The sequence below is a fragment of the Sphingomonas sp. dw_22 genome, from assembly GCF_018449795.1.
GTDB lineage: Bacteria > Pseudomonadota > Alphaproteobacteria > Sphingomonadales > Sphingomonadaceae > Sphingomonas.
On the sequence record NZ_JAAVVE010000006.1, the window covers coordinates 48744 to 65683 of the forward strand.

At 65.0% G+C, this 16940-nt stretch carries 9 protein-coding genes; 5 read left to right on the forward strand and 4 right to left on the reverse strand.

Annotation, left to right across the window (positions count from 1 at the left end; translation table 11 throughout):
- Positions 1 to 5: 5 nt before the first annotated feature.
- Positions 6 to 1271 (reverse strand): FAD-binding oxidoreductase, encoded by a 1266-nt coding sequence (locus HB724_RS04405; RefSeq protein ID WP_213979698.1) that lies wholly within the window; start codon positions 1269 to 1271, stop codon positions 6 to 8.
- Between the two features lie 47 nt (positions 1272 to 1318).
- Here HB724_RS04405 and HB724_RS04410 point away from each other — a divergent pair, with 47 nt between their 5' ends.
- The 5 genes from HB724_RS04410 (at position 1319) to HB724_RS04430 (ending at position 9525) form a co-directional block, all read left to right on the forward strand.
- Entirely contained in the window at positions 1319 to 2245 is a 927-nt protein-coding gene (locus tag HB724_RS04410; protein WP_213979699.1) for a dihydrodipicolinate synthase family protein, read from the forward strand.
- Complete coding sequence (locus HB724_RS04415) at positions 2245 to 3243, forward strand: 4-hydroxyproline epimerase (protein WP_213979700.1); 999 nt, start codon at positions 2245 to 2247, stop codon at positions 3241 to 3243. Before HB724_RS04410 ends, HB724_RS04415 begins: the two co-directional genes overlap by 1 nt.
- A 26-nt stretch (positions 3244 to 3269) precedes the next feature.
- Complete coding sequence (locus HB724_RS04420) at positions 3270 to 4697, forward strand: amino acid permease (RefSeq protein ID WP_213979701.1); 1428 nt, start codon at positions 3270 to 3272, stop codon at positions 4695 to 4697.
- A 244-nt stretch (positions 4698 to 4941) separates the two neighbouring features.
- Positions 4942 to 7653, forward strand: a complete 2712-nt coding sequence (locus HB724_RS04425; protein WP_213979702.1) for a TonB-dependent receptor — start codon at positions 4942 to 4944, stop codon at positions 7651 to 7653.
- 114 nt (positions 7654 to 7767) lie between these two features.
- On the forward strand, positions 7768 to 9525 hold the full coding sequence (locus HB724_RS04430) for a M1 family metallopeptidase (protein ID WP_213979703.1): 1758 nt from the start codon (positions 7768 to 7770) through the stop codon (positions 9523 to 9525).
- Between the two features lie 149 nt (positions 9526 to 9674).
- Here the strand turns inward: HB724_RS04430 and HB724_RS04435 are convergent, their stop codons facing one another.
- Genes HB724_RS04435 through HB724_RS04445 form a run of 3 tightly spaced genes read right to left on the reverse strand, consistent with a single transcriptional unit; the run spans position 9675 to position 15552 of the window.
- Positions 9675 to 11345: a M1 family metallopeptidase gene (locus HB724_RS04435; RefSeq protein ID WP_213979704.1), complete on the reverse strand. Its 1671-nt coding sequence runs from the start codon at positions 11343 to 11345 to the stop codon at positions 9675 to 9677.
- 38 nt (positions 11346 to 11383) lie between these two features.
- Positions 11384 to 12514 (reverse strand): alpha/beta fold hydrolase, encoded by a 1131-nt coding sequence (locus HB724_RS04440; RefSeq protein WP_213979705.1) that lies wholly within the window; start codon positions 12512 to 12514, stop codon positions 11384 to 11386.
- A gap of 35 nt (positions 12515 to 12549) precedes the next feature.
- Entirely contained in the window at positions 12550 to 15552 is a 3003-nt protein-coding gene (locus HB724_RS04445; RefSeq protein WP_213979706.1) for a TonB-dependent receptor, read from the reverse strand.
- Between the last annotated feature and the right edge of the window lie 1388 nt (positions 15553 to 16940).

Here is a 16940-nt window from a genome sequence, read left to right on the forward strand (position 1 = left end):
AGACGTCAGCTTCCGCCGAAGCGCCGCAGATCGAACGGCGCCAGATCGAGTTCGGGCGTTTCGCCCGCGATCAGCGCCGCGACGGCCTCGCCGGTCACCGGACCGAGCGTGAGGCCGAGATGCTGGTGCCCGAATGCGTAGAACAGGTTGGGCGCGGCGCTGCTGCGGCCGATCGCGGGGAGATAATCCGGCAGGGTGGGACGCGCGCCGATCCATTCGTGCACCGCACCGGCGAAGGGCAGGCCGATCGCGGCGGCATGCGCGCGGAGCCGCGCCCATTTGCGCGCGTCGGGCGGGGTGGCGATGCTGCCGAACTCGACGAAGCTTGCCGCGCGCAAGCCGCTCCGGAAGCGCGTGACGATCAGCGAGCGGTCCTCGAACACCACGGGGGGCAGATCCTCGGGCCAGCCCGCGCCGTCCGACTGGATGTGATAGCCGCGTTCGGCGATGATCGGCACGGCATGGCCGAGCGGACGCAGCAGCGCGCCCGATGCCGCGCCGGCGGCGATGACCACCGGGCCGCTCGTCAGCAGCGCGCCGTCGGCGGAAATGGCCTCGACCGCACCGCCGGCGGTGCGGCGCAGCGTGGCGATCCCGCTTCGACGCGCGCCGCCCAGCCGCAGGAAGGTCGCTTCCAGCGCATCCGCGAGCAGGTCGGGATCGGCGATCTGGCCGCTGCCCTCGAAGCGTATCGCTCCCGCGATCGGAGCCGATACCAGCGCCCTCAGCTGCGCGAGCTCCGCCGGCGTGACGTCGCGTACCCGGGCCGATCCCGTGGGCGCTGCCAGCCAATGCGCGCGACCCTTTTCCGCGCTGGCTTCGCTTTCCCAGGCGATGAAATGACCCCGCTCGATCAGCAGTCCCGGCGCGTCGGCGACTGCGACCAGCCGTCGCCACGCCGGCATCGCCTGCGCCAGCGCCGCTTCCAGCGCCGCCCTGCCGCGGGCATATCCGCTCGGCCGGGCGGCAAGGAGCAGCCGCAGCGAAAAGGGCAGCCAGTGGGCGATCTCGCCGGGGGGAAGCGACAATGCGCCGCCGCGCCAGAACAACCGGCGCCACGCGCTTTTGACGAGCGCGGCCGAGGCGAGCGGCTCGACCTGCTCGGTTGCGATGTGCCCGGCATTGCCCCAGGATGCCGTGCCGCGCATGCCCGACGGCGCCACCAATATGGTCGAAATGCCCTTTCCCTGCAGAGCGATAGCTACCGAAAGGCCGACGATTCCGCCGCCGATGACAAGTGCCCGTTCCGGGCTGATTTTAGCAATTGGCATGGGCGATCTTATATCGTATACGAAAGGCAGTTCAACGGAGATACCAAGTGAAATTTGATACGCCCCTGTGGACCGGAGTCTATCCGGCCGCGACCACGCAATTCGCCCTGGACGGATCGGTGGACATTCCCGCTACCCAGAAGGTGCTGACCGCGCTTGTCGACGATGGCGTCACCGGCCTGATCCTGCTCGGAACCTGCGGTGAGAACAATTCGCTGGAGGCCGAGGAAAAGCGCACCGTGTTGCGGGCAGCGGTCGAGGCGGTGGGCGGCCGCGTGCCGCTGGTTTCGGGCGTATCCGAGTTCACCACCGCGCGTGCGGCGGCCTTTGCGAGGGAGGCCGAGACGATCGGCATCGACGCGCTGATGCTGCTGCCGGCGATGGTCTATGTGCCGACCTCGAACGAGCTCGCCACGCATTTCACGACGGTGGCGAAGAACACGTCGCTGCCGATCATGCTCTACAACAATCCCCCAGCCTATCGCGTGTCGGTCGATTTCGCCACGCTCGAACAGCTCCGCCCGGTCGAGAACATCGTCGCGGTCAAGGAAAGCGCGCCCGATCCGCGCCGCTTCACCGACGTCATCAACCGGTTCGGCGATCGCTACATCGTGATGGCGGGGCTCGACGACATCGCGCTCGAGGGCATGCTGCTGGGCGCCAGCGGCTGGGTCTCGGGCCTGACCAGCGCCTTCCCGCAGGAATCGGTCGCGCTCATCAAGGCGGTCGAGGCCGGCGACTGGATCGAGGCGCGCCGCATCTATCGCTGGTTCATGCCGCTGCTCCACCTCGATGCCGAGCATGACCTGGTCCAGTCGATCAAGCTGGCCGAGGAGATCATGGGCCGTGGCTCCGAACGCGTGCGGCTGCCGCGGCTGCCGCTCGCCGGCGCGCGCCGCGCCGAGGTGATCGCGATGGTCGAGACGTGCGCGGCGACGCGGCCGACGCTCGAAAAGGTAGTGGCTGCGGCCTGATGCGCCACACCTTCTTCTGCATCGACGGCCACACGGCGGGCAATCCGGTCCGGCTGGTGGTCGGCGGTGCGCCCTTGCTCAAAGGCGCGTCGATGGCGGAGCGTCGCCAGGATTTCCTGGCGCGCTTCGACTGGATCCGCACCGGTCTGTGCTTCGAGCCGCGCGGGCATGACATGATGTCGGGCGGATTCCTCTATCCGCCGACGCGGGAGGACGCGGATTGCGGCATCCTGTTCATCGAGACCAGCGGCTGCCTGCCGATGTGCGGCCACGGCACGATCGGCATGGTGACCTTCGGGCTGGAGCAGGGGCTGATCGCGCCGCGCGAGCCGGGCAGGCTGCGGATCGAAGTGCCGGCGGGCATGATCGACATCGAATATCGCGCCGAGGGAGACCGCATCCGCTCGGTCAAGATCCGCAACGTGCCGGCCTATCTGGCGAAGCGCGGGCTGGAGATCGACGTTCCCGGCTTCGGCCCGCTGTCGATCGACGTCTCCTATGGCGGCAATTATTACGCGATCATCGAGCCGCAGGGGCCCTATGAGGGCCTCGACCAGCTCGGCGCGGCGCGGATCATCGAGCTCAGCCGCACGATCCGATCGATGATCCGCGACATCTATGAACCCGTGCATCCGCTCGATCCGACGATCCGGGGCGTGAGCCACCTGCTATGGGCCGACAAGCCGAAGGGCGAGGGGGCCGATGGCCGCAACGCGGTGTTCTACGGCGAGCGCGCGATCGATCGCAGCCCGTGCGGCACCGGCACGTCCGCGCGCCTCGCCCATCTGGTGGCGACGGGGCGCCTCGCGGTCGGCGACCGCTTCGTCCACGAAAGCTATATCGGCAGCCGCTTCATCGGCCGGGTGGAGGCTGCAACGGAGATCGCCGGCCAGCCGGCGATCATTCCCTCGATCGAGGGTTCGGCCCTCGCGACGGGCTTCAACACCATCTGGATCGACCGCGAAGACCCGTTCTGGGCCGGCTTCACCGTCGTTTGAAAACACAGCGCAGGGGGAGCGAAGAAATGGCGCGAGGAATATTGGGGCCGCTCAAGCCGCTCGGCATCCAGGGCTCGGATGAGCCGGACCGCAAGCTCCGCAAGACGCTCAGCTGGCCGCATCTGATCGCGCTCGGCATCGGCGCGATCGTGGGGACCGGCATCTACACGCTGACCGGGGTGGGCGCCGATCGCGCCGGGCCGGCCGTGATCCTGGCATTCGCGATCGCCGGCCTGGTCTGCGCCTGCGCGGCGCTGGCCTATGCCGAGATGGCAACGCTGATCCCCACCGCGGGCAGCGCCTATACCTATACCTATTCGGCGATCGGCGAGACGCTCGCATGGATCGTCGGCTGGAGCCTGATCCTCGAATATTCGCTGGCGTGCAGCACGGTCGCGGTCGGCTGGTCGGCCTATCTGGTCGGCTGGATCGAGGCGGCGGGCGTCCATCTGCCGCATGCGATCCTCGCGGGGCCGCATGGCGGCGGCATCGTGAACCTGCCCGCCGTCCTGGTGGCGATGGCGGTGGCGGGCATGCTGATCGCGGGCACGCGCGAGAGCGCGACGTTCAACATCCTCCTGGTCGTCATCAAGCTGACCGCGCTGGCGCTGTTCGTCGCGCTCGCGCTGCCGGCGTTCAGCGGCGCGCATTTCGAGCCGTTCATGCCCTATGGCTTCACCAGCCATGTCGACGCGACCGGCACGCAGCGCGGAGTGATGGCGGCGGCGGCGATCGTGTTCTTCGCCTTTTACGGCTTCGATGCAGTGGCGACCTCTGCCGAGGAAGCCAAGAATCCCGGGCGCGATCTCACTATCGGCATCATCGGCTCGATGGCGGCATGCACGATCATCTACATGCTCGTCGCGGTCGCTGCGATCGGCGCGGTCGACTATCTCGATCTCGGCAAGTCGGCCGAGCCGCTCGCCTATGTGCTGCGCACACTGCACCATCCGCTGGCGGCCTGGGCGATCGGCCTCGCGGCGCTGATCGCGCTGCCGTCGGTGATCCTGGTGATGATGTATGGGCAGAGTCGCATCTTCTTCGTCATGTCGCGCGACGGGCTGTTGCCGCGCAGCCTGAGCCGCGTCTCGGCGCGCACCGGATCGCCGGCGCGCATCACCGCGATCACCGGGGTGTTCGTGGCGCTGGTCGCAGGGTTCTTCCGTCTGGACGAGATCGCTGAGCTCGCCAATGCCGGCACGCTGCTCGCCTTCATCGCGGTCGCCGCCTGCATGATGGTGCTGCGCAGGAAGATGCCGGAGCTGCCGCGCGTGTTCAAATGCCCCGCGCCCTATGTCGTGGGCACGCTGGCCATCCTGGGTTGCATCTATCTGATCTTCAGCCTGCCGGAGAAGACCCTGGTCCGCTTCGGCTATTGGAACCTGATCGGGATCGCGGTCTATCTTCTCTACGGGAGGGCGCGGAGCCTGGCCGGCAAGGGTCATGCGGTGTGACCGGAATCTGACCGCGGCATCCGAATCGCAAGCGACCAGGGGCCCGTCCGGCAAGGACGGGCCCCTTCTCGTTGCGACATATCCGCACGGTCCACAGCGCTGATTGCGACAAAAAATACCAGGGAATGACATGTTTTTGAAACAAGGCTGGACGGCACAATACGTAGATAGTATACGGTATATTACTGACCGAATCGGGAATACCCGCTCGTCTCAGATCCACGAAGATTGATCAGGGGGTCACATGAAGCGCTTTGGAACCTCGTTCTTGTTGCTCGCGGCCGCCGCGCCGCTCGCATTCGCCACCGCCGCGCGGGCCCAGGACGCGACGCCGCCGGCGCCCTCGCAGGACGTCCCGGAAGCCGAAGCCGGCGAGGCGATCGTCGTTACCGGCTCGCGCCTGCCTTCGACCGACCTGACCGGTGCGGCGCCGCTCACCATCCTGGATCGCAACGAGATCGAGGCTACGGGAAGCACCAGCATCGGTGAGCTCGTGCGCGAGTTGCCGGTCGCTTCCGCATCGGCCAGCGACACTGCGGGCCGCGGCAATGACGGTTCGGCCAATGTCGCCTTGCGCGGATTGAGCGCGGTCAACACCCTCGTTCTCGTCAACGGGCGCCGGATGCTCTCGAACAGTTCGGGAGGCACGGTCGACCTCAACAGCGTGCCGTTCGAAGCGGTCGATCGCGTCGAGGTGCTGCAGGACGGCGCATCGGCGGTCTATGGTACGGATGCCGTCGCCGGCGTGGTCAACATCATCCTGCGCCGCGATTTCGACGGCCTGCTGCTCAAGGCCGGATACGGCATCACCAGCCGCGGCGACCTGCCCAATCGCGAGTTGAGCGGCACCTTCGGCCGCAAGTTCGACAATGGCGGATTCGTGTTCAACGCCAGCTATCGCGAGACCGGCGGCAACCTGATCGGCGACCGTCCGATCAGCCGCGATCCCGATTGGCGCGGGATGGGCGGCCGCAATTTCCGCGATTCCGCGCCGACCTCCGGCACCGCGTTCAAGGGCCTGGATCCGACCCGTCCCGACACGATCATGATCATCAAGGACGGCGTGGCCCAGGGCACGACGCTCGCCGATTATCGCGACGCCTATTTCCCCGGCGTGTTCACCGACGCGAGCGGCACGCAGAACGACGGCATCAACTATTGGCAGTACGAAAGCAGCGCTTCGGAAATAAAGCAGTTCAATACGACCTTCGCGGGCGAATATGAGCTCGGATCGGGCATCAAGGCGTTCGTCGAGAGCGGTTTCAGCCATCGCACGTCGCTCGGCTTCCTCGCGCCGGACTATTTCGACGGCACGATCACGGTAAGTGCGGACAACCGGTTCAATCCCTTCGGCCGCGATCTGGTCGCGTATCGCACGCTGGTGGAGGAAGGGCTGAGCGCGGGCCGCCGCAGCGCCGTCGAGTCCAACCTGTATCGCATCGTCACCGGCCTGGAAGGCCAGTTCGGCTCGACCTGGCGCTGGGACGTGTCGGCGAACCTCCAGCATCTCAACCAATATACCGACAGCGGCAAGGGCGTGGTGACCGCCCGCCTGCAGCGCGCCGTCGGCCCGGACGCCGCCTGCGCCGCTTATACCGGCTGCATCCCGATCGACCTGTTCTCGGCGGTGGGCTCGATCACCCAGGCGCAGCTCGACTCGGTCTCGGCCCAGCATTTCCGCGACGTGACCGCCGATCTCCGCTCGTTCGTGGCCAACGTGTCGGGCACCGTGCTGCCGCTCTGGGCGGGCGATCTCAACGTCGCGCTCGGCGCCGAATATCGCGAGGAGAGCTTCAAGCAGGTCCAGGACAACGCACCCGACTATCCGACCCAGACGCCGCCGTTCCTGCCGCCGATGCGCAAGGTCTCGGAAGTCTATGCCGAAGTCGGCCTGCCGCTGCTCAAGGATGTGCCTTTCTTCTATCGTCTCGATGTCGAGGCGGCCGGGCGCTACTCGCACTACAATGCGTTCGGCGACACCTGGAACCCGAAGGTCGGCATCAAGTGGCGGCCCTATAGCGACCTGCTGATCCGCGGCTCATGGGGCACCGCCTTCCGCGCACCGACCTTCGGCGAGGCGAACTCGACCCAGAGCCGCGGCTATCGCCCGGTCACCGATCCGTGCGCCACTGCGCAATATTCGGCGCTTTCCGGCTGCCACGGCATCCAGGCGCCGGTCACCACCGGCACCTTCGTGGTCACCGGCGGCAACCCGAACCTGGAGCCGGAAAAGGCCAAGACGCTGACGGTCGGCGCGGTGTTCACGCCCAGCTTCGTCCCGCGCCTGTCGCTGACGGTCGATTATTATCACATCAAGAAGTCCAACATCATCGGCATCGCGGATGTCGACTATATCATCGCCCAGAACGCCGCCGGGCTCGACTATGTCGATCGCGTCACCCGCAACCCGGACGGATCGATCTACGAGATGTTCGCGACCCGCGACAATCTGCTCGACCAGAGCATCAAGGGCATCGACATCGGGCTGGAATATACGACGACGCCCGCTTCATGGGGCAAGCTCAACACCCGTATCGACGCGACCTACATGTATTCCTACACGCTGTCGCCGGCGCCGAACCAGCCCGCGGTCGAGCGCATCGGCACCTATACCACCGCGATCGGCACGCTGCCGCGGTGGAAGGCCAATGCACGATTCACCTGGTCGCTCGACGACCTGACCGTCAGCTATGGCCTGCGCTATGTCGGCGGGGTCCGCAACGATGCGTCGCTGCTGGTCGACGGCAAGCATCTGATGGCCGATTCCTATCTGCAGAACGACATCTCGGTGAGCTACGACATCGCTTCGGCCAAGGCGAAGATGACCCTGGGCGTGGAGAATATCGGCGATGCGATGCCGCCGTTCCTCGAGGGCAATTACGCCAACGGTTTCGACAATCTGATCTTCAATTCGCGCGGACGCTTCTTCTACGTCCGGCTGCAAAAGGGCTTCTGAGCCCGCGTCCACCGTCCCCCCGCGGTCGGCACCGGAGAGCCCAACAGGCCCCCGGTGCCGCTTGCGCAAGCGGTGGACGGCGGCGAAACCACTTTGTCTTCCAGGAGGGACGGGATGAATCGACGGTGGGTGTCTGGATTGCTGTGCGGCGCGGCGGCGATCGGCGGAGCGAATGCGGCGTGCGCACAGCGCCAGGTGGCGGCGCCGATCACCGATCCCAACGATCCCAGATATGTGACGGAGCAGACCCGCAAGATGGGCGGGGTGATGCCGCCCGAGCAGCTGGCGCTGGTGTTCGACCATCTCGACCTCGCGCTGAAGGTCTTTCCCGATCGGAAGCGCATCGAAGGCGACGTCACCCTCGACCTGCACACCAAGGCGCAGATCGGCACGCTGATCCTCGACCTCTTCCCCAAATACGCGATTTCCGCGATCTATCTCGACGGCAGGAAGCTGGCCCCCGGCCGCTATGCCAATCCCGAGGGCCAGCTGCGCATCGCGCTGGCCAGGCCGATCAAGCCAGGCACCAAGCTGGTCGCGCGCGTTGTCTATTCGGGCACGCCGCCGCTCGCCAAGCGCCCGCCCTGGGAAGGGGGCACCACCTGGGGCACCACGCCCGACGGCAAGTCGCCCTGGATCGACACCTCCCTGTGGGGCGGCGGCTGCGACATGCTCTATCCGTGCCTCGACCATCCGACGCTCAAGCCCGCCACCTCCGACCTGCACTATACCGTGCCCGCCGGACTGATGGCGCCGGGCAACGGCGCGCTGGTCAGCAAGGTGGAGAAGGACGGCTGGACCACCTGGAACTGGCACGCGCGCAGCATCCACACCTATGGCTCGGTGCTCGACGTAGGACCGTACAAGGTAATGGAGGGCGACTATAAGAGCCGCTTCGGCAACGTCATTCCGATGCGCTTCTTCTATCTCCCGGGCGAGGAGAAACAGGCGGCCGAGCTGTTCGCCGAATTCCCCAAGACGCTGACCTTCTGGGAAGCGGTGATCGGGCCCTATCCCTGGGCCGACCAGAAGATGGGCGTCATCCGCGTGCCGTTCTCGGGCCTGGAGAACCAGACGCTGATCGGCTATTCGAACAACTATCCCAAGACGCCCTATGGCTGGGATTGGCTGATGAACCACGAATTCTCGCACGAATGGTTCGCCAATCAGCTCTCCAACGCCAATTATGACGATCTGTGGCTGCACGAGGGCCTGGGCTCCTATGCCCAGCCGCTGCTCGCGGAATTCTATGGCGGCGAGATCGACTATATGGCGCAGCTCAAGTCGCAGCGCGCCGGCATCCGCAACGAGCAGCCGCTGGTCTCCGGGCAGGAGCGGCCGGAAAAGGCGGTCTATGCCGACCCGACCGGCCCGCGCGGCGACATCTACACCAAGGGGAGCTGGGTTGCCCACACGCTGCGCAAGCTGATCGGCGACGACGCATTCTTTACCTCGATCCGCACGCTGGTCTATGGTCGTCCGGATCCCCGGCCGGGCAATTTCACGCCGCAGTTCGGCAGCACTCCGGGCTTCCTCAAGATCGTCAACGGCGTGACGGGGAAGGACTATAAGTGGTTCTTCGACGTCTATCTCTATCGCGCCGCGCTGCCCAAGCTGGTCGCAACACGCGCGAACGGAATGCTGAGAGTGCATTGGCAGACGCCGGACGACCTGCCTTTCCCCATGCCGCTTGAGGTCAAGATCGACGGCAGGACCGTCACGCTCCCGATGGCCGATGGAACCGGAGAGGCGCCGGCATCCGAATGGTCCGCGGTGACGATCGATCCGAACTCGAAGATATTGATGCAGTCCGACGCGATCGACAAATATCAGGCATGGCAGGCGGCGCAGCCGCCTGCGAGACCACGATGAGATTGCGTGTTCGCCAGCCTGGCTGCCGGCGAACAGGACAGCCCGGTCCGACTGATCGGTCCGGCAGCGTATGTCGATCGATATCGTCTCGATAGAGCGATGGTAAGGCTGCGGTAGATGTCGCTACGGGACCAGGCGGGTTCCGGCCGTCAGCGCCGGGTCAGCGTCACGTCGGCGAGCAATTTGGTGTCCGGATCGAACAGCAGCTCGGCCGGCGCCTTCTCGGCCGGAATGGTGAATTCCTGCTGCTTGGCGTCGATGTCGAAGCGCTGGATGCGGAGCGCGCCGCGCGGCTCGTCGCTGATGCCGATCTCGAAGGGCAGGCGATAGGCCGCGCCGGTCTGGGACTGGGTGACGGAGACACGCACCGCCTTTGCCGCCGCGTCATAGACCCAACTCACGTCGAGCTTGGGGGAATCTACCCGCGTCAGCCACTGGTCGAAGAACCAGCCGAGATCCTGGCCCGAGGCGGCCTCCATCGCGCGCCGCAGGTCCGCCGTGGTGGCGTGGCCGCCATGATGATCGGCATAATAGGTCTTGATCGCCTTGAAGAAGATCGGCGACGTCACCTGCTGGCGCAGCATGTGCAGTACCCAGCCGCCCTTCACATATTGCACGCGGCTGAGATCCGGGCCCGCCGCATCGTCCGCCGGCGTGATGACCGGATCGCGCTCGCGCCGTTCGGCGGCCAGGGCGCCGGTGCGTTCGCTGCGCAGCGAAGTGACGAACGCGTCGCGCCCGTCATAATGCTCCGCATAGAGATCGGCGAAATAGGTGGCGAAAGCCTCGCTCAACCACACATCGCCCCAGCCGCCTTCCGTGATCGAATCGCCGAACCATTGATGCGCGATCTCGTGCGCGAGGAGCCCCGAGCGGGAGAGCGCCGCCGCGTCCGCATTGCCGCGCCGGGGCGTCGGCTTCTCACCGTCGCGCACGCCGCCGCCGCCGTAGAAGATCACGCTGGCATGCTCGGTGCTCGACCGGTCGAACGGCGCGACCACCTGTCCGAGCTTCTCATAGGGGAACGGCCCCACCAGATCGCCGAAGAAGTCGATCGTCCGGCGCGCCACGGTGAAGCCGTTCTCGACATCGACCTTCTGCCCGGTCGGCGCCCAGATGACGAGCGGCACGCCGCGCGCGCTGCCGCCATAATAGGTCTGGAAACGCGCGATCGCGACCGCGTTGAGCCAGGGGGTGATCGGCACGCCCTGCTTCCAGTGCGTCACCTTGCGCCCGTCGCCCAGCGCGACCTCGCTGTCGAGCAGGCCGTTGGCGGCCACGGTATATTGCTCGGGCGCGGTTATCACGAACTCGGTCGTCACCTTGGACGATACGTGATCGAGCGTCGGCGCCCATTCGCGCATCTTGGTCGGCCAGTTCCAGGTGAAGATGCCGCGCTGGCCGGCGTCGGTGGTGCCGAAGCGCATCCCGTCCTGCGGCTCGCCCGCATATTTGATGTGGTATTCGCGTACCTCGCCTGCCCCGGGCGCGGTGCCGAGCTGGATCGTCAGCCGCTGGCCCTGATGGGTGAAGCGCGTCGCGGCACCGCCCTGCGTCACCGATGCCACGGTCATGCCGGTGCCGTCCGCGCGCGGCGCGGCCAGGTCGAGGAAGAAATGGTCGACGCCCGGCGCGGTGAAGCGGACGGTGACGACCGTTTCCCCCTGGATCCGATGGGTGTTGTCCGCAACCTCCACGTTGAAGACATAATGCTCGACCGAGATGCCCGGCTGGCGCTCATAGGTGTCGGCGCGCGCCGGCATGCCGCCAAGCACCGTGCAGCAGGCCAGCGCCGCCGCAAGCCGCAACGATCGTCTCACATTCGTCCCTTTCCGGTTATCGCCGTTTGCCGGCATCATCAGTCGCGCATGAACTCGACGACGCGATTGCCCCACAGCTTGGGCCGCATCGTCGTGCCGTGTCCGACCGTATCCGGGCCGAACGGTATCATCATGAACTGATCGGGCCTGAGCTTCGCCGCCATGCGCGGCACCTCGCCGGCCCGGGGATCGTTGACGAAATCGTCGTCGCTGTTGATCCACAGGATCTTCGCCTTGATCTTCGCGAGATCGGGCTCGGGGTTATAGTCCCGCGACGCATCGAACTGGTAGATCATGTCGTTGGCGTCCTGCCGCGGCGCGGTCTGGAGCAACTGATCGATATGCGCGTCCGCTGCCTCGCGCGTGGGGAACTGGCGTTGCAGCGTTGCCGCGGTCGAGGTGGAGAAGCTGAGGATGTAGTTCGCCTCGCGCAGGCCCGAGAACGGCTCGGTCGTGTAGTCGCCGCCCATATAGGCGGGGTCGCTCTTGATGCTTTCGATGAGCATCTTGCGGAACAGCCGGTTGCGGCCGGCGATCGCGGTCGGCGTGCAGGCGAGCGGCAGGATGCGCTTCATCGCGTCCGGATAGGCGATGCCCCATACCCAGGAATGCATGCATCCCATCGACTGGCCGCCGATCAGTTCGAACTTCTGGATGCCCAGATGCTGGGCCAGCGCATGCTGCGCGTTCACCATGTCGAGATAGTTGTATTTGGGGAAACGCGCCTTCAGCCCGTCGCTGGGCTTCGCGCTGCCGCCATGGCCGATGGCGTCGGGCATGACGATGAAATATCTGGTGATGTCGAATACCTGGCCGGGGCCGAACACCTCGTTGCCGAAGGCCGCCGAGGCCATGCCGCGCCCGGAGCCGCCGGTGCCGTGGAGCAGCATGATCGCGTTGGTGACATGACCCTGGGCATCGCGCTTCGGCGTGCCCAGCGTCGCATAGTGGATGTTCAGCCTGGCCAGCGTCTCGCCGATGTGGAACTTGAAGTCGGGGACGGCATAATCGGCCTCGACGGTCTTCCACGGCGACGGCGGCCGCTGTGGGGCAGGGGCCGCGGGCGCCGGCTGCGCCTGTTGCGCCCCGGCGCTCGCTCCCATGCCCGCCGCGCCCAGCGCCGCGAGCCCGAGAAGGAGACGGCGGATATTCGATACGGTTCCGTTCATATCCAAGCCCTTATGATGACAGATCGGGAGCATGCTCAAAATTTGGTCTTCACGCCGACGAAGAATTGCCGGCCGATGATGTCGCCATAACCGGCGCTGTAGGGGAAGGAGGGCGCCTTGTCGGTCAGGTTGTTGATGCCGGCGCGGATCGAGAATTGTTCGAGCTGATACTCGGCCGAGATATTGTGCCGGGTATTGCCCGCGACCGGAAGGACCGAGGCGTTTTCGACCGTGTCGGTGTAGTTGATCTTTTCCGCCGGCAGGATGTAGGCGCTGTAGCTCAGCCGCAGCCCCCCGATCGCATAGTGCACCTCGGGCTTCCACACCCAGCGTGGCAGCTGCGTCGTGTCGTCGATCCGCACCAGGTCGAGGCCCGTTACCGAGGTGACGCGCAAGGTGTTGTGGGTCGCCTGCAGGCTCAGCGTCAGCGCGCCGATGTCGCCCTTCGCGCCGAACAGGCTGGACAGGTCCGTGCGATAGCTCGCGGTGTAGATCTCGCCATGATATTTCAGATAGCCGGCGTTGAAGGTCGTCGCGCGCGCCGTCGCCAGCGTGCCGTCGGGGTTGAAGGTGAAGGTGCTGCAGATGCCCGCATCCGGAGTCGGGCTGTCGAAGCAGGTGGAGAGGAACGACGATGCCGAGAAGTTCGAAAGCGCATCGTCCAGGTTGAGCCGGATGCGGTCCGCCGTCAGCGTCAGCCCCGGAATGAAGGTCGGCTGGAACACGAAGCCAAGCGTGAAGGTCTTCGAGATCTCGTTCTTCAGGTCCGAATTGCCGCCCGTCGTCACCAGCACGCGGCGGAAGCTGCCGCCGAGATCGAAGAAATTGTCCAGGCGTTCCTGCGCGGTGGCCCCGGCGGGCAGCCCGTCCGCGCCATAGGTGGGGTTCGCCTGGAACAGCGCGAGGCAGTTGGCGGCGCGCGCCGCGGGGTTCGATCCGCTGGCGATCGAGGCGTTCGAGCAGGGATTGGTGGCCGTCGCGACGCCCGTCGTCTGCGGCTGGAGCAGCTGGTTGAGGTTCGGCGCGCGGAAGTTGCGGCTGAGCGAGGAGCGGATGGTCAGGCCGCGGAACACGCCCCATCGCGCGCCCAGGCCCCACACATTCTCGCTGCCGGCGAGCGAATCGCTGACCAGCCGGTACGAGCCATTGACTTCGAACGAGTCGATCAGCGGCAGCGTGAAATCCCCGCCGACCAGCGGGATCAGCAGTTCGCCGGCCACTTCGTTGGTGTGATAGCCGCCCTTGAACGGCGCAAGCGCGGAGCCAGCGCCGATCAGGCCCATGCGGTCCGCCTCCAGCGGCGTCGTGTCGACGCTTTCCGAGCGATGCTCGTAGGTGAGGTTGAACTTCGCCAGCCCGCCCGGCAGCTTCACCACGTCGCCGCCGAAGCTCAGCAGCGCGTCGGTCTGGTCATTGACGTAATTGGGCAGGACGCTGCTCTGGTTGGTGCCGCTCTGCACGGTGACATAGTCGCGAGCGGCCTGAGAGATGTTGTCGTGGCCGAAGATGTTGAGCGGCGTGCAGTTCGGATCGGTGACGGTGACCTGGTTGATCCGGCAGACGGGCACGCCGGCGCCGTTGAGCACGACATCGGCCGCGTTGCGCAGGCGGAGCTGGTTGAGGTTCCAGCCCTGATAGGAGGTGTCGACGCGCGCCCGGCTGACCGAGGCCGACCAGTTGAAGTCGCGGTTCAGCCAATTGAACTTGCCGTCGAGGGCGAGCAGCCCCCGATAGGTCTTGGTGTCGGTCCGCAGGTTCGTATCCGGCATGATGTTGTCGAGGAACTTGCCGAGATAGAGCGGGCCGCCGGCCGCGAAGCCGGGCGACGCGGCGGAAAGCTGCGCGAGCACGCCCGGCGCCAGATACGGGTTGTCGCGATAGACCGCGAACGAGAAGGTGCCGCCGGCCGCCGATCCGGTATTGTCGAACTGCATCGGCCGCATGCGTGCGAGCGGATCGTTGGAGATGGTGCGGGCGAAAAGCAGCTCGGTGGAAATCGTGATGTTGTCGGTCAGATCGTAATGGCCGACCATCGTGCCCGAATAGCGTTCGATACCGGCGAAAAGCGTCGATTTCGAATTATAGTCCACGCCGTCGCCGCCCTGGGCGAGGTTGGAGAACACCACTGTACCGGTATCGTAGGGCACGAGCGCGTTGCCGGCCTCGTTGAACTGGACATAGTTGCCGTTGACCTTCAGCAGCGAGCCCAGCGTCGTGCCGGTATTGGCCCAGAACAGGCCGTTATAGCTCGACGACCAGGTCTTGGTGTTGGTGAAATAGACCGTCGCCGGGATGCCGTCGTCGCCCGTATGATTGGCCGGGTTGGTGCCGGGATAGGGCACCAGGCGCGACGCCTCGCGATCCGGGAACAGCAGCGAATCGGACTTCGAATAATCGAAGTTCACGGCGATGTTGCCGCGACCCTCCTTGAAATTGGTGCCGAAGGTGCCGCGCAGGCTGTAGACCGGATAATCGCCGCGCGAGGAGATGCTGTATTGCGCGTCGAGCACTGCGCCCTGGAAATCATGCTTCAGGACATAGTTGATAACGCCCGCCATGGCGCCCGAGCCATAGACGGCCGCGCCGCCGCCCTGGACGACATCGACGCGCTCGATCAGGCCGACGGGAATGATGTTGGTATCGACCGCCGCGTCCTCAAGACCCGATCCGGTGGTGACCATGCGCCGCCCATTCACCAGGCTGAGCGTGCGTCCCGCCCCCAGGTTGAACAGGTTGGGATAGTTCTGGACCGTGACCTGGCTGCCGATGCCGGTGTTGCGCGAATAAGAGGGCGTGATCGAGGGGATCTCGTTCAGCGCCTGGCCGATCTGGGTGAAGCCGCGCTCCTCGATCACCGCTGGGCTGATGATCGTCACCGGGGCGGGCGTGGTGGTGTCGCTGGTGCGGATGCGCGAGCCGGTAACGATGATTTCCCTGCCCTGGGAGGTATCTATCGTCGCTTGCTCCGCAGCCAGGTCATTGGCTTGGGGTGCCGGTCCCTCGGCGGGCTGGGCGGTGGCCGACGCCTCCTGGGCCATGGCCCAGCCCGGACTCGCCAGAATATAGAAAAGTGCCGAACCCGTCAGGATCTTAGACTTGGAAAACCACGCCCTTGAATGCGTCATACGGCCCCCTGTTGCTCAATATGATAAAGTCTATAGTATACAATATTGAGTCCAGGTATCTGTCAAGCGCTTTGATTTTGTGGTTAAGTTTATAGAATCGTTTGATTTATTGCGGATGGGCGCTCTGGGTGGCACCGGTGGTGTCGCAAGCATGCAACACTATTGTGTATCGATAGCGGGTGGCGGCGCACTGCGATTGGATGGAGCTTGAAGCGCCATCGCACCGGCTCAGCCCGGCCTGTTCGCCGTGACGCGAGTCCGCTCCTAAGGTGCGTACTGCCCGCGCTGGAAGACATGCGGACGGTCATGGTCTCTATCTTGTGGTTCTCGTCCCACGGGTTTCCGGGCGTGGGCGCTCAGGATGTGATATAAGAGCGAACGCCGCGATTTCGGACTGGGTCCGGTACATGACGTGTCGCTCTCGGACGCGCGATGCCTGGCAATCGAGCTTCGGAAGATGGTTCGAAGCGGCAAGGATCCCGTGTAGGAGAGGGGGCTTCGGCGAGCGAGCGTCCCTGCCATTCGAAAATGGTCGCGCGTCGCTGCTACGACGCGATGAAAGGCGGCTGGAAGGATCGGCGCAATGTCTCTTGGTTATCGAGCCTTGAGAACCATGTTTTCGACGAGATCGGGTGAAGCGGATCGATGCTGTCGACAGTCTGCAGCGGATACGCTCAGGAGACCGTCTTTCCGACGATCCACCAGAATTTTCAACGCTTTGAAAGTGGCTGATGCGGAAGTGTGCCTAATAACTATCGACATCAATTTGAGAAGATTTATCTAACTAAAATCGATGTAGAATTTATATCCACAAATATACCTATTTAATCAGGCGCGATCGCTGATCAAATTCTCGGTCACAAGTCTACATATAACCTTCGACGGTGATCTCTCTATACTATAATGCTATCGCTATGGCCATATGGCTGAGCTCGGATGCATCAAATTGATTTTATGGATTGGATGGACTTGCATTCTACCAGATAGGTCCGGGGCAATCCTTGCGGCCGTCGAACGCGTTCGCTGGCACGGCTCGGGCAAGCACCACGCGACTTCCACCGAATCTATTCGTCTTGCCGCGGAAGTAGCCGCTCGGCAGACGATATCGGCGCTCGGCGTGCACGAGCATCTCGAACGACATGATGGTGTTGGGCTGCTTCGTACCAGCGGCTCATTGTTGGAACGTCTTGCGGCCGAAGGTCTCCCCGGGACGCCGCAGCGCGCGATGGAGATGCCAGCAGCTATCACCGTGCCGCTGGAGCTGGAGCGTGAACGCCTCCGAAAACGACGGAGGATCGCTC

Bases quoted from the DNA above. Each gene is read 5' to 3' on its own strand.
- HB724_RS04405 (WP_213979698.1), bottom strand. From the start codon at position 1,271: ATGCCAATTGCTAAAATCAGCCCGGAACGGGCACTTGTCATCGGCGGC.
- HB724_RS04415 (WP_213979700.1), top strand. From the start codon at position 2,245: ATGCGCCACACCTTCTTCTGCATCGACGGCCACACGGCGGGCAATCCG.
- HB724_RS04420 (WP_213979701.1), top strand. From the start codon at position 3,270: ATGGCGCGAGGAATATTGGGGCCGCTCAAGCCGCTCGGCATCCAGGGC.
- HB724_RS04425 (WP_213979702.1), top strand. From the start codon at position 4,942: ATGAAGCGCTTTGGAACCTCGTTCTTGTTGCTCGCGGCCGCCGCGCCG.
- HB724_RS04430 (WP_213979703.1), top strand. From the start codon at position 7,768: ATGAATCGACGGTGGGTGTCTGGATTGCTGTGCGGCGCGGCGGCGATC.
- HB724_RS04440 (WP_213979705.1), bottom strand. From the start codon at position 12,514: ATGAACGGAACCGTATCGAATATCCGCCGTCTCCTTCTCGGGCTCGCG.
- HB724_RS04445 (WP_213979706.1), bottom strand. From the start codon at position 15,552: ATGGCCCAGGAGGCGTCGGCCACCGCCCAGCCCGCCGAGGGACCGGCA.